The organism is Massilia terrae, assembly GCF_024753145.1.
In the GTDB taxonomy this organism is placed as follows: domain Bacteria; phylum Pseudomonadota; class Gammaproteobacteria; order Burkholderiales; family Burkholderiaceae_D; genus Telluria; species Telluria terrae.
Map to the genome: position 1 here is coordinate 68,378 of NZ_JANUGU010000006.1, position 19,322 is coordinate 87,699.

The 19,322-nt window shown below is 64.1% G+C and carries 18 protein-coding genes; 7 read left to right on the top strand and 11 right to left on the bottom strand.

Translation table 11 applies throughout. The features are described from left to right. Positions 1-102 precede the first annotated feature (102 nt). From NX778_RS17015 to NX778_RS17025, 3 genes are read left to right on the top strand one after another with little or no spacing between them, the layout of a single operon-like run. Positions 103-717, top strand: a complete 615-nt coding sequence (locus NX778_RS17015; RefSeq protein ID WP_258812970.1) for a hypothetical protein — start codon at positions 103-105, stop codon at positions 715-717. Continuing rightward, a complete protein-coding gene (locus NX778_RS17020) occupies positions 704-1,150 on the top strand; it encodes a hypothetical protein (protein WP_258812971.1) in 447 nt (148 codons plus the stop codon). Before NX778_RS17015 ends, NX778_RS17020 begins: the two co-directional genes overlap by 14 nt. Next, positions 1,134-1,907, top strand: a complete 774-nt coding sequence (locus tag NX778_RS17025) for an ImmA/IrrE family metallo-endopeptidase (protein WP_258812972.1) — start codon at positions 1,134-1,136, stop codon at positions 1,905-1,907. Before NX778_RS17020 ends, NX778_RS17025 begins: the two co-directional genes overlap by 17 nt. 943 nt (positions 1,908-2,850) lie before the next feature. Here the strand turns inward: NX778_RS17025 and NX778_RS17030 are convergent. Continuing rightward, positions 2,851-3,765 (bottom strand): LysR family transcriptional regulator, encoded by a 915-nt coding sequence (locus NX778_RS17030; RefSeq protein WP_258812973.1) that lies wholly within the window; start codon positions 3,763-3,765, stop codon positions 2,851-2,853. 134 nt (positions 3,766-3,899) lie between these two features. Here NX778_RS17030 and NX778_RS17035 point away from each other — a divergent pair, with 134 nt between their 5' ends. From NX778_RS17035 to NX778_RS17045, 3 genes are all read left to right on the top strand, one after another. Next, entirely contained in the window at positions 3,900-4,649 is a 750-nt protein-coding gene (locus NX778_RS17035) for an SDR family oxidoreductase (RefSeq protein WP_258812974.1), read from the top strand. Positions 4,650-4,782: 133 nt separating this feature from the next. Next, the gene (locus tag NX778_RS17040; RefSeq protein ID WP_258812975.1) at positions 4,783-7,158 is read left to right on the top strand and encodes a GH92 family glycosyl hydrolase; all 2,376 of its coding nucleotides are present in this window, start codon (positions 4,783-4,785) and stop codon (positions 7,156-7,158) included. A 176-nt stretch (positions 7,159-7,334) separates the two neighbouring features. Beyond that, positions 7,335-9,764: a TonB-dependent receptor gene (locus NX778_RS17045; RefSeq protein ID WP_258812976.1), complete on the top strand. Its 2,430-nt coding sequence runs from the start codon at positions 7,335-7,337 to the stop codon at positions 9,762-9,764. A 160-nt stretch (positions 9,765-9,924) separates the two neighbouring features. On the opposite strand, the gene NX778_RS17050 is transcribed toward NX778_RS17045, so the two are convergent. From NX778_RS17050 to NX778_RS17085, 8 genes are all read right to left on the bottom strand, one after another. Then, positions 9,925-11,463 carry a sulfatase family protein gene (locus NX778_RS17050; protein ID WP_258812977.1) on the bottom strand — a complete coding sequence of 513 codons (1,539 nt, stop codon included), beginning with the start codon at positions 11,461-11,463 and terminating at the stop codon, positions 9,925-9,927. A 71-nt stretch (positions 11,464-11,534) separates the two neighbouring features. Beyond that, on the bottom strand, positions 11,535-12,431 hold the full coding sequence (locus NX778_RS17055) for an NAD(P)/FAD-dependent oxidoreductase (protein WP_258812978.1): 897 nt from the start codon (positions 12,429-12,431) through the stop codon (positions 11,535-11,537). Beyond that, positions 12,421-12,876: an RrF2 family transcriptional regulator gene (locus NX778_RS17060; protein ID WP_258812979.1), complete on the bottom strand. Its 456-nt coding sequence runs from the start codon at positions 12,874-12,876 to the stop codon at positions 12,421-12,423. Before NX778_RS17060 ends, NX778_RS17055 begins: the two co-directional genes overlap by 11 nt. A gap of 32 nt (positions 12,877-12,908) precedes the next feature. Then, entirely contained in the window at positions 12,909-14,153 is a 1,245-nt protein-coding gene (locus tag NX778_RS17065; protein WP_258812980.1) for a glycosyltransferase, read from the bottom strand. A gap of 76 nt (positions 14,154-14,229) precedes the next feature. Continuing rightward, positions 14,230-14,553, bottom strand: coding sequence for a phenolic acid decarboxylase (locus tag NX778_RS17070; RefSeq protein WP_258812981.1), 324 nt, complete (start codon positions 14,551-14,553; stop codon positions 14,230-14,232). Beyond that, on the bottom strand, positions 14,519-15,496 hold the full coding sequence (locus tag NX778_RS17075; RefSeq protein WP_258812982.1) for a TIGR03571 family LLM class oxidoreductase: 978 nt from the start codon (positions 15,494-15,496) through the stop codon (positions 14,519-14,521). Before NX778_RS17075 ends, NX778_RS17070 begins: the two co-directional genes overlap by 35 nt. Positions 15,497-15,509: 13 nt before the next feature. Further along, positions 15,510-16,316 (bottom strand): 2,5-didehydrogluconate reductase DkgB, encoded by an 807-nt coding sequence (gene dkgB, locus NX778_RS17080; protein ID WP_258812983.1) that lies wholly within the window; start codon positions 16,314-16,316, stop codon positions 15,510-15,512. Positions 16,317-16,330: 14 nt separating this feature from the next. After that, positions 16,331-17,503, bottom strand: a complete 1,173-nt coding sequence (locus NX778_RS17085) for an MFS transporter (protein WP_258812984.1) — start codon at positions 17,501-17,503, stop codon at positions 16,331-16,333. A 110-nt stretch (positions 17,504-17,613) separates the two neighbouring features. On the opposite strand from NX778_RS17085, the gene NX778_RS17090 reads away from it, so the two are divergent. Then, on the top strand, positions 17,614-18,516 hold the full coding sequence (locus tag NX778_RS17090; RefSeq protein WP_258812985.1) for a LysR substrate-binding domain-containing protein: 903 nt from the start codon (positions 17,614-17,616) through the stop codon (positions 18,514-18,516). Between the two features lie 15 nt (positions 18,517-18,531). Here NX778_RS17090 and NX778_RS17095 read toward each other — a convergent pair whose 3' ends face one another. Then, complete coding sequence (locus NX778_RS17095) at positions 18,532-19,008, bottom strand: SRPBCC family protein (RefSeq protein WP_258812986.1); 477 nt, start codon at positions 19,006-19,008, stop codon at positions 18,532-18,534. Next, positions 18,978-19,211 (bottom strand): GDCCVxC domain-containing (seleno)protein, encoded by a 234-nt coding sequence (locus NX778_RS17100; RefSeq protein ID WP_258812987.1) that lies wholly within the window; start codon positions 19,209-19,211, stop codon positions 18,978-18,980. Before NX778_RS17100 ends, NX778_RS17095 begins: the two co-directional genes overlap by 31 nt. Positions 19,212-19,322: the final 111 nt, after the last annotated feature.

A 19,322-nucleotide genomic window follows, 5' to 3' on the forward strand; every position in this document is an offset into this window, starting at 1 on the left:
CTTGACCGCATAGCGCGGTGGCACAGAAGTCATGTCCGAATTTTGAGATGACTCAGACCATGTAGAAGCAGGAGAGTTAAAAAAATTTCGAAAGGTGCGGTTTTGAACGACTCTAGTGACACACATGCCAGTCAGGACGAGATTTTCGAAGCGGTCGCCACCTTATCGCGCGATGAGCTCCGGCTGATCGACTACTGGGCTAACAAGTTAGCTTTTGGTACTGTCTATGCTGATGGGATGGCGCTTTTTGACGAAGCAATTGAACGCGCGTTGGACGGTCGCCGCAAGTGGGATCCGGCCAAGATGTCATTCGTTGAGTTCGTCCGCAATACCATGGCCAGCTTGTCGAATAACGACCGCACCGGGCATCACGCTCGGACGATCGCCAACGTGTCCGCCCTGGTCGGCGACGTAGACGTATCGGACGACGAGTTTCTGAGTGCGGTCTCGCCTCTTCCTAAAAACAGCGTGGAGGACACGCTGCTCGCACAAGAGGAGCGGGAAGCGTTGCTTCGCGATTACGATGCCCTTTATGCACACTTCAGTGATGATGAAGAGGTTTTCTTCATCCTTGGGGCAATGGAACAAGGTTTGATCGGTTCCAAGATTAAAGCGCACTGCAACCTCAGCGATAAACAATATGTGGCCGCGCGCAAGCGGCTCGACCGCGGGGTAGCAAAACTAAAGGCGAAAAGGGAAAACCATGACCACAGATAAGAAGCGCTCAATGGCGGAAGCCTTGCGCTCAGCCTGGCGTGCGGAGATCCTTCAGCAGCCGGCGCCAACGCGCGACGAAGTAAACGAGGCATTGCTCGCTTCTGGTCGGGATCCTGAAGGGGTAGCGCAACAGTACAAGGATATGATCGACGCGAAGCTACGCGCTGCACGAAAGGGAAGATTGCAAGAACTGCGCAGCAAAGCAGCCTCTGGACAACCGTTAGTTCCGCGAGCGAGACCCGAGCGAAGGCCACGTGCCTTGCCACCCCTCGAAGTGATCCGCTCAAGAATTGATGCATTGAGCACCAAGCCCCAATACAAGAAACTCTTGCTGGCCTATCGGAATGGCACGGTGCAATCCGAAAGCGATCTAGAAACACTTTATGAGGACCTGCTCGAGCTTGGAGTTCTTAGCGATGACGCTGAAGATTGATGAAACACTGCTTTCTCCAGGCGAACGATTACTATGGTGCTATGGCATCGACACTCCCGACGAGATCGACTTGGATGCAATCGCCGCCGATCGAGGAATCATTATCAAGAAGCGCAGGCTGCAAGGAGCGGACGCGCGTTTAGTCGCAACCCCGACAGCGGGCATTATCACTGTATCTTCCGCGAGCAGCGAGCAGCGCCAGCGATTTTCAATTGGCCATGAACTCGGTCACTGGGAGCGCGACAAGCACAGCGGTCGGATGAACTTGTGCTCGAAGGCGGATCTCGCTCCGAACAACCAGGAAGCGAAGACTAGCGAGGCCCAGGCCAACCTGTTTGCTGCCGACCTGATCTTGCCCCCCTACCTTGTGGGGCCGCGGGTCGCCGACAAAGACAGTTCAATGAACACGGTGCTGGAGGTCGCACAAGAGTTCCGCGCGAGCCGAGAAGCGACCAGTATCCGGCTGATGCGACTTGCACAGAAACCCGTTGCTGTGATGGTCTATTCCCGCACCCGTCGACGTTGGTACCTGTATAACTCCCAATGGCCCCACTATATTTATCCCGCGTCTCAGGTACACCACGATAGTCCATCGATGGACCTGCTGTATCAGGGCTCACCAGGCGAGAAGACCCGGGACCAAAAGGAGCCGGCAACGCGTTGGCTGACAGGAGAGAAGACTTGGAATTTGCCCGACGTAAGGGTCCAGTCCGTGAAGTTGTCTGCCGACGAGATCCTGACAATAGTGCGGCTTTAGCGGATCAAAATCCGTAGGGAAGTTAGACATTGGAGCAACTTGAAAGAACAATGAGATACCACAAGCGGATAGAGGCGATTTATTCGGGTATCTTTTCTTCATCGGGCCATGATAAAGAAGCCTACGATGACGATGTCATCTCATTCTTCATACACTGCTATCACGTAAGAGATTGGATCGTTCATCTCAACAAGCGTGGTATCACGGCACGGAAGGTCGACTCCTACATAGCCAGTCACCGCGCGTTAAGAATTTGCGCCGACTTAGCGAACGGATCGAAACACTGTAAATTGACTCGTTCTATGCGTTCTGAAAGCCAGCCGCACATCGTAAGCAAAGAACGACGTAGTTCCACTTGGCTTACCGGCAACGGCGGTGGAGAAGTGATGAAGTGCAGGTACACAATCCTGAGCGACGCCGACTCGTTCGATGCCTTAGAACTTGCGACAGAGTGTGTTCTGCTATGGGACTCATACGTGCGGGAATTAGAAGCGCATAACAATTAGACGTTGTACGCTTCGGACCGACGCGCTCGGGTCTGTTCCCGGATCGTTGAACGCTCCTCTTTCATCTACCTCCTATGGCCGCGTCGAGGCGACAGCAGTCGTGCTCGGATCGCCAGCCACGGCTTGTTGAGGTTACTCCGCTGTCGCAGATATTGTTAGGTGTTAAAGGGCGGTTGCAGCTCATTGCGGTAAGGCTGGTTCACAGCCGCATCCAAAGGCGCACCTGTGAGCGCGGGATGATGTCCTCGAAGCGCGAGGGCATCTCACGTGTTGCCATGCCTCATTGTTGTGGCAAACTTTATTGTTGCATAGCGTGGATTAACATCGAAAAATCGCGGGCATGCGGCAAACTTTGTTTTTGGATGAGGTCGAGAGGCAATCGCGCAAGCGACTGATTTGTAAGACGTGGTTGTGGCAAACTTAATTATTTGTCGACATCAGGCGGCCACGGCGGCGAGCCGTGGCGGGATCGCTTCCACCAGCCAGTCGATGAATACCCGCAGCCGTTGCGTCACGTGCCGGTTGTGCGGGTACACGACGTGGAAGGGATAGGCGGGCGGCAGCCAGTCTTGCAGGATCTCTGACAACATCCCTTCCTTCAGGGCCGGCGCAGCCGCGTAGGCGAACGTCTGGATGATGCCGAGGCCGGCAAGCCCCGCTGCCAGGTGCGCATTGCTCTCGTTGACGCCGAGGCTGTGCTCGACCTTGATCTCGCGCCTTTCTCCGTCCCGCGCGAACACGAAGGGTACCGCCCGGCTATTCTGCGCGGATACATAACTCACCAGCCGGTGACCGTTCTTCAATTCTTCCGGATACCGCGGAACACCGAACCGCTTCAAGTACGCTGGCGTGGCGCAAGTGACCATCGGCGCCAATCCGATCTGGCGCCCAACCAGCGATGAACTGTCCAGCGCGCCGCCGCGGATCACGCAATCGACGTTATCGCTGATCAGGTTCACCTGGCGGTCCGATACGCCAAGGTCGAGCCTGATATCGGGAAAGCGCGCGACGAAGCCGGGCAATGCCGGTATCAGCACATCGCGCGCCGTGGAGCCGCCAATGTCGATGCGCAGCTGTCCACGCGGCGTGCCGCGCGCGGCGTTGAAGGAGGTGTCGATGTCCTCCAGGTCGCGCACGATCCGCGCCGACTTCTCGTAGTATTCGCGGCCCTCCGGCGTCACCGTCAGGCGCCGCGTCGTCCGCTGCAGCAAACGCACGCCGAGATGCGCTTCCAGCTCCTGGACGAGCTTGCTTACGGTGGCGTTCGGCATGGCGAGCGAATCCGCGGCGCGGGTAAATGAACCGGCTTCCACCACGCGCGCAAACACCCGTATCGCCACCAGCTGATCCATTTCACCGCTCCAAAGTCCGTTCGATTATCCACTAATGTGAATAATCATTTTCATTCTACCTAGTTTTTCTAAGAATGCGGCGGCGCTAAAGTGCATCCATCGCCTCACTCACCACACCTTCAAAGGAGCACATCATGAGCAAGCAACTGGATGGAAAAATCGCACTCGTCACCGGCGGCACCAGCGGCATCGGCCTGGCCACGGCGCAAGAACTGGCCGAGCAGGGCGCGCGCGTCTTCATCACCGGCCGCCGCCAGGCCGAGCTGGACGCGGCGGTCGATACCATCGGCCCGGCCGCCACCGGCCTGCGCGCCGACGCCTCGGTGCTGGCAGACCTCGACAAGGTGTACGCGGAAATTGCCCGGCGCGCCGGCCGGCTCGACATCCTGTTCGCCAATGCCGGCGGCGGCGACATGATGCCGCTCGGCGCCATCACCGAGGAGCATTTCGACCGCGTCTTCGGCACCAATGTCCGCGGCACGCTGTTCACCGTACAGAAGGCCTTGCCGCTGCTGGCCGACGGCGCCTCGGTGATCCTGACCGCATCGACCACCTCCGTGCAGGGCACCGCCAACTTCAGCGTCTACAGCGCCAGCAAGGCCGCGGTGCGCAATTTCGCCCGCTCATGGGCGCTCGACCTGAAGGATCGCGGCATTCGTGTCAACGTCGTCAGCCCTGGCCCGATCCGTACGCCCGGTCTCGGCGGCCTGGTGCCGGACGAGGGACGCCAGGGCCTGTTCGATTACCTGGCGTCGCAGGTCCCCCTTGGCCGTCTCGGCGAGCCGCGTGAGATCGGCAAGTCGGTCGCCTTCCTGGCATCCGATGCGGCCAGCTTTATCAACGGCATCGAACTGTTCGTGGACGGCGGGATGGCCCAGGTCTGAGAGGGCTGTTTACTAAAGCCAAAATAAACTGGAGCGGAAATTTGGGAACTTGTTGAGCCATCCCCCTCTCCTTGGATAAATTGCTTGAAGCACCCGCGAGCTCGCGGAAAGCAAATATATCTGTGGAGGGGCCTTGGACGATTCACTCCCATATTTTCGCCGCCGCGCTTCATGGCGTATTGTCCGAGCCGCCGCACTGGCGGCATTCCTGCCCTTTGGCATCGGGGTCGCGCTCGCCCAACGCGCACCGGCAACCCCCGCCATCGACGCCGCCAACCCCTTGGTCGGCACCGCACCCTTAGACCAGCAGAAATTGATCGGCAACGCGCCGCCACCGGGCGAGCCGCTGTATTCCGGCCTGACGTCGCCGGGCGCGAGCCTCCCGCAAAGCCTGACCGAGGCCGCGCCGGTCAATGTCAACGTCGATCTCACCTATCCCACCGGCGTTCCCGCTTCCTACGCCTACGCCAGCCCGACGATGATCGGCTTCACCGGCGGCGGCTCGACCTATGGCGGCCGCGCCGCACCGATGATCATGCCCGTCGTGGGCGGCTGGACCGTGCCACCGCATTATTCGCAGTCCTATTACGACAAGGCGACCGAGAAAGCGTCGCCCGGCTATTACGCCGTCGACCTCGCCACCTTCAACACCAAGGTGGAACTGACGGCGACGCAGTCGGCCAGCCTGATGCGCTTCACCTTTCCGGCGAGCCAGCGCTCCAACGTCATCATCAACCTGCGCCGGCCGGGCGGCAATGTGGAGGTGGTCGGCGACCGCAAGATTCGCGGCGTCGCCACGCGCAAAGGCTCGGAGCGCGATTCGGACGGCCCGTGGTTCGTCGCGGAGTTCTCGCGCCCGTTCACCAGCTTCGGCACCTTCCATGCGAACGTCGACAAGCCCTGGTTCGGGCTCGGCGACAAGGACGTCGAGGCCGGCCGGCGCACGGTGGCCGGTAACTACGCGGGCGCCTACCTCACCTTCGCCACCCGGGCCGGCGAACAGGTGCTGGTAAAGGTCGCCCACGGCTACAGCGCCGAGCAAGCCGAGCAGCGCCTGCGCAGCGAGGTTCCCGACTTTAATTTCGAGCGCGTGCACAAGCAGGCGCGCGACACCTGGGCGCAGCTGCTCGGCTGTGTCGAAGTCAGCGGCGGGACACCGAAGCAGCGCATGCTGTTTTATTCCACGCTGTACCACTCCTTCGCCAGCCCGCGCCTGATGGCACGCAAGGGCGAGCAGGTCACCGGCGCCGAAGGCCATGCCTCCGTCGCTGATTACGACCACTACGCCCCGGTGCCTTTCTGGGATACCGGCCGCAACCAGATCGCGCTGCTGATGCTGCTCGAACCACAGGTCGTGCAGGACATCATGCGCTCCGAACTGGATATGGCCCGCGAGCGCGGCTACATGAACACCTCCTTCCATGGCGACCACGCGGTGCTCATGTACGACGGCGCGATGCAGCGCGGCATCCCGTTCGATTACGCAGCCGCCTATGCGTACCTGCGCAAGAACGCGACCGATCCCAAAGGGCCGCGCGGCCACCTGGCCGAGTACATACAGTACGGCTGGATCTCCGACATCGTCCCGCCGGGAAATCCAAGCCCGCCCTATGCGGACGGCAATGCCGGCGTCGCCAAGACGCTCGAATACGCCTGGGATGACTATGCGCTGTCCGATATGGCGCGCCGGCTCGGCAAGACGGACGACGCGCAGATGTTCCGGCGTCGCGCCGCCAACTACCGCAATGTATTCGATGCCTCGGTGGGCTTCATGCGCGGCCGCACTGCGGACGGCAAGTGGATTTCTCCCTTCGATCCCGGCGAGCCCTACTACAACTTCATGATGAAGGAGGCTTCGGGCTGGTCCACGCTGTGGCTGGTGCCGCACGACGTGCAAGGCCTGGTCGGCCTGCTCGGCGGACGCGCCGCCTTCAACGCCAAGCTCGACGCATTCTTCTCGACGCCCTACACGGCCAAGGGGATTTGCCGCGACTGCACCGGCATGCTCGGACAGTACGTGCAGGGCAACCAGCCGGACCAGCAGGCCGCTTACCTGTATGCGTGGAGCGGCCAGCCTTGGAAAACGCAGGCGCTGGTACGCCGCATCCTTGACGAGCTGTATGGCAGCGATGCCAGCGGCTACGCCTACCCCGGCATGGACGACCAGGGCTCGACCTCGTCCTGGTACGTCCTCAGCGCGATGGGTTTCTATCCTGTCGATCCGTCCAGCCCGGACTACATCCTGGGCAGCCCGATCTTCGACCAGGTCCGCCTGCACCTGGGCAGCGGCAAGGTGTTCGACATCGTCGCCCGCAACAACTCGCCCCGGAATATCTACATCCAGTCAGCGACGCTCAACGGCAAGCCGTGGACCAGGCCGTGGATCAGCCACGCCGACGTCGCGAACGGCGGCAAACTGGAATTCACGATGGGCCCCGAGCCGAACAAGGCCTGGGGCGCTGACCCGCGGCAGGCCCCGCCTTCGATGTCGTTGGGCCGCCTGCAATAGCGTTGTACATTCACAACCCTACTTTACATGCACAAGATGAAGTGATAACGTTACCTTAACCAAGGCTGGAATGTGTTGTCGTCGATCTCCGGCGTTTTTTTTGGCTGAAACGTGGTAACGTTACCTTTAGATTAATAGAGCGTGTACAGCACGCCTCAGAGGAGTAGGAGCACAACATGTTTTACAGACCCCAACAGATCTATCCACCGTGTGCCTTGCGCCCAATTGCCGCGGCCCTGGCCTTGGTCGGGGCAAGCTTGCCGGCTTTCACCCACGCGGCCGACGATGGCGCGAAAAAAGACAACGCGCAGCTCGAAACGGTGGTGGTGACCGCGAACAAACGCGCCCAGAACCTGCAGGATGTCCCGGCGGCGATTACGGTGCTGAACGAATCGACCCTGCAAAAAGCCAACGTGCGCGGCATGGACGACCTGCCGGCGCTGGCGCCGGCGCTGACCATCACCTACGGCAACCAGCCCGGCAACAACACCCTGAACATGCGCGGCATTGGCACCTACTCGCTGGGTGTCGGCGTGGAGACCGACGTGTCGGTGATCGTCGATGACGTGCCGGTCGCCATCCAGGCCGATGCCTTCAAGGACCTGGCCGACGTGGCCAGGGTCGAGGTGCTGAAAGGCCCGCAAAGCACGCTGTTCGGCAAGAGCTCGATCGCCGGTGCGCTGAATATCACCACCAAGACCTCCGGCGGCCCGCTAAAGACCTTGGTCAGCGCGCAGTCGACCAACGATCGCGAATGGCGCGTCGGCGCTTCGCTGTCCGGCGCGGTGACGGACGAATTCCGCATGCGCCTGTCGGCCAGCAAGACCGACTACGCCGGCAACGTCAACAACCTGACCAGCGGCGGCAAGATCAACGGTTCGCGCGGCAAGAGCTTCAACGCCAAGTTCGACTGGTATCCGACCGATAACCTGACCCTGACCTTCTCGCCGCACTACAGCGAGACGGCGGCGCCGTGCTGCCAATCGGTGCTGACCTACCTGACGCCGGGCGCCCTGTACGTGGGCAACCCCAACTTGCCGGCCTCGTCGCTCCTGCAAGGCATCAATATCGCGCCGGGCAACCGCTCGCTCCGCAACGATTACGCGGTGGGCGGTGTCTTCCATGATGGCGGCGCCGCGTTCAAGGCGCAGTACGAATTCGGGCCGGATTCGCTGCTGGCCGGCCATACCCTGGCCTCCATCACGTCGTACACCACCTATCACATGGACGACACCAATGATGGCGACGGCACCGACGGCAACGTGCTGCAGTACCTGAAAGGCGTCAACGGCTCGCTGGCCGGCCAGCCGGGCGGCCTGTACCAGCAAGGCTTCTTCAACACCCGCGCCGCCACCGAGGAACTGCGCCTGACCTCGCCCAACACCGGGCGCCTGAAGTACGTGGCCGGCCTGTGGTGGGGCGACAACTGGCTGGAGCGCCAGCTGCACCGCCTGCCCGAGACCAGCTATTCGGCCTTCTACAAGGCGCAGGCCTGGAATATCAGCAGCGCCGCATTCGGCCAGGCATCGTATGACATCGTCCCCAGCACCAGCCTGATCGCCGGCCTGCGCCTGAACCACGAAGGCACCGGCTACAACTTCAACAAATACGCCGCGCCCGGCGCCGGCCAGGTCCTGACCCAGTTCTTCAACGGCAGCAACAGCAATGTCGACAAGACCGGCAAGCTGGGCGTGGAACACCGCATCAACCCGGACATCATGACCTACGCGATGTTCTCGACCGGGCACAAAGGCGTCGCCTACGACCTGACCAGCAGCTTCAACGCCAACACGGCCAGGAACAGCCCGGTGCCGGCGGAGACTGCACACAACTTCGAGCTGGGTGCCAAGATGTCGCTGCTGAACAACCGCGCCATGCTGAACGTGGCCCTGTTCAACACTGACTACAAGGGTTTCCAGCAATCGGCCGGCTTCATCGATCCGGTCACCGGCATCTATACCACCATGCTGCACAGCATCGGCAAGCTGCGCACGCGCGGTGTGGAGCTGGACGGCGGCATCCGCGTGACGCGCGAACTGCAGTTCAACGGCAGCTTTGCCTACACCCAGGCGACCATCAAGGAATTCGACAACGGTCCTTGCTACAACGTGATCAATGCCGCTGGCGCCTCGGTTCCGGGCGGCGACTGCGCGGCCAACCCGACCTACGGCACCACGCCCGTGCAGAACCTGGCCGGCAAGACCCTGCCGAACGCACCCAAGGTCAAGGCCAATGTCGGCATGCAGTACGACATCCCGCTGGCAGGCCGCAGTTTCGATGCCTTCGTCAACGGCGCCTACCGCTGGCAGAGCGCGACCCAGTTCAGCCTGAACCAGGACCCGGACACGATCCAGTCGGCCTACGGCATCCTGAACCTGAGCGCCGGCCTGCACGACAAGCGTGACCGTTATCGCCTCACCTTCTTCATCAACAACCTGTTGGACAAGTCGTACGCGGTCGGCATGGGGAATGGCATCACGGTCGCGAACGCCAACAGCACCACCGGCTGGGGCCTGCCGGGCGGCAAAGCGGTGCAGGCGAAGACCTGGATCCCGGCACGTGATGCATCCCGCTACCTGGGCCTGCGTCTGGACGCCAGCTTCTGATCGCAAGCAGCAATTTCTGTTCGCAGTGTTGGCCCGGCTTTATCGCCGGGCCTTTTTTATGCTGTCTGCGTTAGCTGTGGAGTAAGTGCAAACGTCGTTCCCGCCTGCGCGGGAACGACGGTATCGCTTTCGTGACAGGCTGCGGTTGCCAGTGGATGGATCAGCTGTCGCTACCCGGCTTGACTGCAGGCCGGAAGTCCGAACCCGCGCGCCCCGTCGTATCGAAGGGCGCTGGTCGCCACGGATCGCCGGTGCGTTCCAGCCACGGCTCCAGTTCGCGCTTGACCAGGTCGTCGACCAGCGCCGGATTCTCGCCCGCGATGTCCTGCATCTGCAACGGATCGCGCTGGTTGTCGAACAAGCGGTGGCGCAAAGCCTGCTTGTCGCGCCGCTCCACCACCAGCGTGTAGCGCTCGGTGCGCACGCCGCGTTTGCCGAAGGCATTGCCGCCGTATGGCACGGCCAGGTACAACTGCGACGTGGCCGTACTGCCCTTGCCGGTGCGCACCCGTGCCGACAGGTCATCGCCCTCCACCGTGGCCGGCACCTGCTGGCCCAGTCCAAGCAGGCCCAGCATGGTCGGGTACAGGTCCGGCAGCGACATCAGCGCGTCGTCCGTACGCGGCGCGAGGGCGCCGGGCAGCCGGAACATCATGGGAATCCGCATCGACTCCTCGTAGGGATTATTCTTGGTCGGCTCTCCGTGCGCGCCCAGGCAGCAGCCATGGTCGGAACAGAACACCACCAGCGTATTGTCGCGCTCGCCGCTGGCATCCAGCGCGTCGAGAATACGGCCGAACTGCTCGTCCACGCCACTGACCATGGCGAAATAGGCTTGCGCATGATCCGGTCCCAGGCCGCTTTCATACGCCTTGTTCCAGTCGACATTGGCCTTGGGGTTGAGCTCGCGCTTGCTTCGTCCTGTGTACAGGTCCAGGTAACGCTGCGGCACCTGGTTGTAGGGCGAATGCGGCGGGTTCATCGACACCACCAGGGCGAACGGCTTGGCGGCGTCGCGCATCTTGCCGCCTTCATTGCGCAGGAAGCGGATCGCCACCTCGGCTTCATGTTCCGGCCCCCATTGATTCACGTGGATGGGGGTGTCGCGGGTACTCTCATTGGTCCAGTACATCGGCGTCAGGTGACGGTCGAAGGTGCCGTAGGCATGCCAGAAGTCGAAGCCGTGGCGGCGCTCCGGCGGCGTCCATTCATTCCATTTCACGCCGTGCACCGGGTTGTTGTAACTGTCGACGTACGGCGCATGCGGCGCATCCAGATGCCATTTGCCGACGTAGCCGGTGGCATAGCCCCGGGCCTTGAGCACATCCGACCAGCAGTGCGCATAGCGCGACAGGTCGATGCCGACCAGGGCGCCGTAGTCATGGCAGTTGCCCGTCATGCCGTTATGGATGGGATACTGCCCGGTCATCATCATGGCGCGGGCCGGCGTGCACAGCGGGTAATTGGACACGGCCTGGCGCATCACCACGGCTTCGCGGGCGAAGCGGTCGATGCGCGGGGTCAGGACCGGATCCATGCCCATGAATTGTTGCGCCTGGGCGCGCATTTCGTCGGGGAAGACCAGCAGCAGGTTGAGCGGGCGCCGTGGAGCATCCGCGGCATGCGGAGCATCCGCGACGCCGGCCAGGGCCGCGCCCGCCGCCAGTTGTTGAAGGAATTGACGTCGCGGGTTGGTCATGAGGGGAGCCTGTCGGAGTGGAGTTCGTCTTGTTAACGTTACCACCTCCGCTTTGCCCGATCAAGCCATTTTCATCGCCCGCCGTCAGGCCAGATCAGCGACCGGTGCACGTTCACGCCGGCCCACGCGCCGTCACCGACCGCCAGCGACACCGAATGCGGGGCGCGCCCGACGTCACCGCAGGCGTAAGCGCCCTTGACCGACGTTTCCTTTGTGGCATCGGTCCGGAGCTGGATGCCCATCGGGGTTTCTTCGGTCTCGCAGCCCATGCTGTCGGCCAGCGAAGTGGACGGCGTGCAGCGCGGCGCCGTGAAGAAGCCCGCGAAGGCAAGACGGCGGCCGTCGGCCATCACGGCGTCGGCTGCTCCGTCGAGCCTGGCTATCCTGCCTTCCTCGATGGTGACGCCGCGGTCCCGCAATGCCCGCCGCGTGGCCGCATCGAGCTCGACGACGCCATTGGTGAGGAAAGTCACGTCGCCCCACTCCGTCAGCATTTCGGCCTGGTGGACTGAAGCCGGGCCGGTGCCGATCACGCCGATCCGGCCCTGGTCGAGTTCGTAGCCGTGGCAATACGGGCAGTGGAAGACCGCCTTTCCCCAACGCTCGGCCAGCCCCGGGATGGCAGGCAGGTCGTCCTTGACGCCGGTGGCAAACAGCAGGCGACGGCCGGAATGGCTTTCACCGTTAGCCGTGCGCACCACGAATTCATCCCGCACCCCGCTGGCCGTTTCAGCGATCCCATCGTGCCAGGTCAGCGTCGGGTACGCTTCGAGCTGCGCGCGCGCGGCCCGCGCGATCTCGCCCGGCGCGACGCCATCCTGCCCGAGGAAACCATGCGAATGGCTGGCGAACCGGTTGCGCCGTTGGCCGCCGTCGATCACGAGCACTTTCCTGCGTGCCCGCACCAGCTGGAGGGCCGCCGCCATCCCGGCGTAGCTGCCCCCGATGACGATCACGTCATATTGCATGCTTGCCTCCTTTTGAATGGCGCGCCGCGGGCCGCCGCTTGAAATCGGCAGCCAGCTCGGCAAGGGTGATGTTTTGGAACCGCTGCAGCAGCAGGGCTTCCGCTTCCGCAAACGCGTCAGCCAGCGCGGCATTGACCGCTTGTTCGACCCGGCATTCGGTCTCCTCGCTGCGGTTGCCGATGGCGAACACTGCCGGTTCGCCCAGCACCTCGTGCAGCTGGCGCAAGGTGATCGTCCCGAGGTCCACCGCGATCTGCCAGCCGCCCGCATGGCCGCGCACGGCGCTGACGATGCCGGCGTCGCGCAGCAAGCCCATGGTGCGGCGGACTACCACCGGGTTGGTGCCGAGGCAGAGCGCAAGCTCGTCGGACGTCATCAAACCATCATGCTCCGCCATGTGGAGGAGCGCGTGGAGAACAGAAGAGAGCCGGCTATCGCGTTTCATGTAACTTATGATGTTACGTAAACGCTTGCCTGTCAAGCTGGATCAGCGGCCAGCGCCATCTCCGCGATTGCGGCGGCGCCGCCCTCCAGCTTCATCTTCCCGCGCAGCTGCCACAGCGCGTCCGCGGTCGCCGGTGACCGCACCTGGCGGATCGCGTGGCGGAATTCCTGGACATTGGCGTGCGGCTTGACCTGCAGGCCCGCGCCCAGCGACTGGAGCCTCTGGGCATTGTCCGGCTGGTCATGCGTCACCGGCACCATCAGCTGGGCCACGCCGGCAGCAAGCGCCTGCGCCATGGTGCCGATGCCGCCGTGATGGATCAGCAGTCCGGCGCGCGGCAGCAGCTGGTCGAAGGGCACATACGGCAAGCTCAGCACGTCGGGATGGGCGATGGGAGCGGGATCGTGCGAGACCAGCACGACACGGTAGAGTTCCGCGACGGCCGCCTCGCAGGCGCGCTTGACCCATTGCGGCCGCTCGGCCACGGCGGTGCCGGCGGTGATGACCGCGATGGATTGGCCAGCGGCGGTGAAACGCGCCAGCTCGGGCGGCAATCCACCCCGCGCCGCCGCCGGCATCACGAAGCCCGCGAACCGGCCCTGCGGCCAGTCGCTTGCTGGCTCCGCAAACCACCGCGGAAATGCATAGGCGACCTGGCCCCCGTGCACCCAGCGCGAGAAGATCCGCGACACCGGCGCCAGGCCGCGCGCCTGCCGCAAGGGATTGAGGGCGCGCTTGATGACGGGATCGACGAAAGCCCATTCCGCCGCCGACATCGCCATCCGCCGCACCGGATAAGGCCAGGCCGGGGGAATGCTGGCGGCCGGCCAGCGCGGCGGCCGCCGGGCCGACCAGACGATCGACGGCGACAGGTGCACCGTCAGGTTGCGGAAACCGTCCAGCTCCTCGGCCAGCCGCGCCGCGGCCGCAAACGAGGAGCTGACCAGCACCGTGTCCGCCGGGTTCCATCCCTGCCGCAACTGCGTGAGTCCGGTGCGAGCCGCCTCCGCGTAGTAGCGCCACGATTCCGACAAGCCATGCCGCGCCGTCCACACCTCTGGCCGGTTGAACACATCGTCGAACACATCGTCGCCGCCGATGCTGCGATAGCTGACCGCCGGATCGCCCAGCAGCGCGCGGTAGCGGGCCGGGCCGAGCAGGGTCGTTTCCACGCCGCGCGCCGCCAGGGTGCGGGCGATTTCGATGAACGGGATGACGTCCCCGCCGCTGCCGGCAGCGCAGACGACAGCGCGGTGTGGCGCGCAAACTGGAAGCATGTTGCTGGTCCTTTTGATCAAAAGGATCAGCTTAAGTTCCTGATTGGCTCAGGTATTGAACAAAAGCGACGTGCGCTCAGGCCTGCAGCTGTGACAGCGGTCCGTGCATCCGGTGGAAGCCCAGGTCGGCCGCCGTGAAGAAGGCCTGCGAGCGCCCTCGGATGAAATCATCGATATGCACGACGGTCGCGCCATCGGCCTCCTGCCACGAGATCGCGTAGATGCCCTCGCTCACCAGGTGCCACTGGATGCGCGCCTCGCCGTGCGCGCCCGCGTAGGGACCGGCGACGATGGCGTACTGGATCGTTTCGCCATCTTCGGAATAGATGTTATGCGCCGACAGGCCGTCGTAATCGACGCGGAAACTACGCCCCGCAAACAGCGGTTTCTGGGTGTTCATCAGATTGCTCCAGTGTGGATGTTGCATGGAAAAGCGGCAGCACGTGCTCCGCGATTTCATGGAAGGTGTCGTCAAGCGGACGCTGGTTGCGCCGGAAATGCAAGCCGACATGATCGACGCCGGCGGCGCGCAAGGCATGCAGTTCGTCGATCAGCGCGTTGCGGCCGCCGCGAAAGCCGAAGCGCCAGCGCTGTATCGGCTCGTCGGCGCGCTCGGCCAGGTCGAGGTGGATGAAGCTGGCGTAGGGCTTGGCACCAGCCACCGCGCGCCAGGCGGCGACGCGGCGCAGATGGTCGGCCGGCGTGCCCGGATAGGCGAGGCAACCGTCCATGTGCTCGCCCACCCAAGCCGGGCTCTGCTGGGCCAGCCCCGCGACCAGCAGCGGCAGCGGCGCATCCATCCGCGGCAGCACGCTCAAGCCCGAAGGCAGCCCGGATTGCGCGCCATAGAGCAGCAGCGCCACCTGCTCGCGGAAGTTCGCGCCGCGGCCCTCGAAATCGCGGCCGAACAGGGGATATTCCACCGGCCGGTCGCCACTGGCCACGCCCATCAGCAGGCGGTTGCCGCTCAGGCGCTGCACCGTCGCCGCCGATTTCAGCGTGAGCAGCGGCTCGCGGATCGGCAGCACCACGGCGGCCGTGCCGAGCAGGATGTCGCGCGTGATGCCGGCCAGGAAGCCGAGGTAGGAAAACACCTCGAACACCTGGGCCGCATCGCCGAAGGACGGGTCGTACACCGGCACGTCGCGCACCCACAGCGCGCGAAAGCCGAGCCGGTCTGCCAGCTGCGCCAGTTCGGCGTGGCGGCGCAGGTCGGGCTCGCCGGGCAGGCGGGCCGACTGGCGCCGTGCCTGCTCGGCGGCCGGCGTCCAGTCATTGTCGAGCGGGGCCTCGATGCCGATGCTGAAGCCTCCGGCGCTCAGGCGAGCCAGCGAAGCGTTCATGGCAGGCTCCCCCTTAGTCCCACACCGGGGCCAGGCCCTCGGGGCTGACTTCGCGGCCGTTGCGGTCCAGGGCGGCGATCAGGGCCATGTCCTCGGCATCCAGCTTCAGCGCGCGCGCCAGCAGGTTGCTGGCCAGGTTCTCGCGCCGGGTCGAGGACGGAATCACCGAATAGCCCAGCTGCAGCGCCCAGGCCAGCGCCACTTGCGCCACCGTGGCCTGGTGCTTGTCGGCGATTGTCGCCAGCACCGGGTCCTTCAGCACCTTGCCGTAAGCCAGCGTCATGTACGAGGTCACGGCGATGCCCTGCTCCTTGAGGAAGGCGGTCAGCTTGCGGCCCTGCAGGTAGGGGCTCAGCTCGATCTGGTTGGTGGCGATCTCGTCCTTGCCGACCACGGCGATCGCCTGTTTGGTCAGCTCGATGTTGAAGTTCGAGATGCCGATCTGGCGCGCCAGGCCCAGCTGCCTGGCTTCGGCCAGCGCTTCCATGTACTCGGGCAGCTCGACGCCGTTGCCGGGCGCCGGCCAATGGATCAGCAGCAGGTCCACGTAGTCCGTGCGCAGTTTCTCCAGGCTGTCGCGCAGGCTGGGCACCAGCTGCGACCTGGCGTAGTTCGCGGTCCAGATCTTGGTGGTCAGGAACAGCTCGGAGCGCTTCACGCCGCTGTCGGCGACGGCCTGGCCGACTTCCGCCTCGTTGCCGTAAATCTGGGCCGTGTCGACGGCGCGATAGCCCAGGTCCAGCGCGTTACGCACTGAATCGATGACGGTCTGGCCGCTCAGGCGGAAGGTGCCGACGCCAAAAGAAGGGATGTTACGCATGAAAAACTCCTTGGTTAGATGGAAGAAGAGCAAGCTGTGACCCGCTGGCGGCCGGCGTTGCCGAGCCAGACCAGGCCCAGGCCGCCGGCGGCCAGCGCCGCGCCGACCAGCGGCACGGCGGCATAGCCCAGCCCCTGGCCGATCACGAAGCCGCCGAGGGCCGCGCCGACCGCATTGCCGAGGTTGAAGGCGCCGACGTTGACCGACGAGGCCAAGCCTGGCGCCTGGGCCGCTGCCTGCATCACGCGCATCTGTACCGGCGGCACGATGCCGAAGGCGGCGGCGCCCCAGACCACCATGCCGATGGCCGCGCCGACATGGCTGGTCAGCAGCAGCGGCAGCAGGACCATGACGAGGGCCAGTGCGCCAAGGATCAGCTTGGTGGCGCCATCCAGCGACCAGTCCGCCAGCCGGCCGCCGAGGCTGTTACCGATCGTGAAGCCAATGCCGATCAGCACCAGCGCGAAGGCGACGAAGCCCGGGCTGGCGTGGGTGATGTCGGCCAGCATCGGCGCCACGTAGGTGTACAGCGCAAACATGGCGCCCGAGCCCAGCACGGTGGTGCCCATGGCCAGCAGCACTTCGCGGCGCGTCAGCACCTGCAACTCGCGGCGCACGTCCGGCCGCGCGCCCGGCTCGCCCTTGGGCAGGGCCAGCCACAACGCGGCGATGGTGATCAGGCCCAGCATGGCGGTGCCGCCGAAGGCCAGGCGCCAGCCCAGCTGCTGGCCGATCCAGGTCGCCGCCGGCACGCCGCCGATATTGGCCACGGTTAGGCCCATGAACATCGCGGCGATGGCGCTGGCCTGTTTCTCTTTCGGCACGACGCTGGCCGCCACCACCGCGCCGATGCCGAAGAAGGCGCCGTGGTTGAGGCTGGTGATGAGACGCGACAGCAGCAAGGTCGTGTAGCTGGGCGCGAAGGCCGACAGCAGGTTGCCGGCGGTGAAGATGAGCATCAGCGACATCAGGGCCGCGCGCTTGCCGAAGCGGCTGAACAGCAAGGTCATCACTGGCGCGCCGGCCATCACGCCGACCGCATAGGCCGACACCAGCATGCCGGCGGTCGGAATGCTGACCTTGACGCCGTCGGCGATCACCGGCAGCAGGCCCATGGGGGTAAATTCGGTGGTGCCGATGGCAAACGCGCCGATGGCCAAGGCCCATAAAGCAGCGGAGGATTTCATTGAAGCTTCTCCTTGAAGGAATCCGGTTTTTCGATGGATTCCATTGTCCTTGGTTTATATTTGCGGATTAAGATAGGTATCCGCCAAAGACTTTTGATCCCAATGCAATAATGAAGACCACCCTTGATGAATTGCAGGCCTTCGTGGCCGTGGTGGACACGGGTTCGCTCACCGCCGCGTCCGAACTGCTCGGGCTGACCATTTCGGCCACCAGCCGCGCGCTGGGCCGGCTGGAGGAAAAGCTGCAGACCACCCTGCTGCGCCGGACCACGCGGCGGCTGGAGCTGACCGAGGAAGGCGGCACTTTCCTGGCGCATGCGCGCGCCATCCTGGATTCCGTCGACGCCGCCGAGGAGCAGATGGCGGCCCGGCGCATGCGTCCCGCCGGGCGCCTGCGGGTCGACGCCGCCACGCCCTTCATGCTGCATGTGCTGGTGCCGCTGATCGACGGCTTCCGCGTCCGCTTTCCGGAGGTGGAGCTGGAGCTGAACTCGAACGAAGGCATCACCGACCTGATCGAAAAGCGCACCGACGTCGCGTTTCGCATCGGCGTGCTGAAGGATTCGACCTTGCACGCGCGCCACGTCGGCACCAGCCGCGTGCGGGTGCTGGCCAGCCCGGCCTACCTCAAGCGCCACGGCACACCGGCCGAGCCGGCCGAGCTTGGGCAGCACGTGCTGCTCGGCTTCACCCAGCCCGAGTCGCTGAACGACTGGCCGCTGCACGAGGCCGACGGCAGCACCACGCACATCCGCCCGACCATCGCCTCGTCCAGCGGCGAGACGCTGCGCCAGATGGCGCTGGCGGGACTGGGCATCGTCTGCCTGTCGGATTTCATGACGCGCGAGGACCGCCGCAGCGGTTCACTGGTGCAGTTGTTCCCGGAGCAAACGGTGGACGTGCGCCAGCCGGTCAACGCGGTCTACTACCGCAACACCGCGCTGGCCGCGCGCATCACTTGCTTCGTGGATTATGTGGTGGAGGTGCTGGGCAAGCGGCCCTTCGAGGGCTGATGCCAGGGGGCGGTGTCAGGCCCGCCGTTCCAGCAGCGCCTTGAGACGGGCAAGGTCGGCGCGGTTCGCGCGCCGCATGGCGAAGGACATCAGCGGCGTCATCAGCTTCGAGAAGCCGCGCGGTTCGCCGCGGTTACGCAAGCGCATGCGGGTCGCGTTGTCGCCGGTGGACTCCCAGGTGTAGATGGTCTCCATCGGGAACGGGCCCTGTGCCGTGCGCATCCGCAGGCGCTCGCCCGGAACGAACTCGACGATTTCATAGGTGTAGGCCAGTCGCTTCCCGAGGAAATGCGCGATGAAGGCGATGCAGGAACCGATGCGCAGGGGCCGGTCCGATTGCCACTCGACCGATTTGATGTTCACGTACCAGGCAGGCGCGTTGTCGGGATCCGAGGCATAGGCGGCGACTTCGCTGCGCGGCCGTGCGATCACGGTTTCAGTCAGCACGTCGACGCTCATGGTCAGGCGCCGGCCGGCTTGCGGGAGCAGCACGCGCTGCCGGTCTGTTGCACCGGCGGACACGGGACCGTACCGTAGGAGCAGAACACGCAGCAATCGCCTTGGCGGGGACGTAGCACCGTGTGGCAGTTGGCGCATTCGTAAAACCACTGGCAGGCCTCGGTCGGCATGGTTTCGGTGGCCGCGTGCTTGCAGACCGGACATGTCAATACGGATTCGAGAGTGGGGCTTGTCATGTGTTGCGCTCGTCCTGAAAGCAGACAGTGTAGTGTAAAGCGCAAAAAAAGCGGCGGCAAAACATCTGCCGCCGCCAAGGGCCCTGCCGCGAATCGGTAACCGGCAACGCC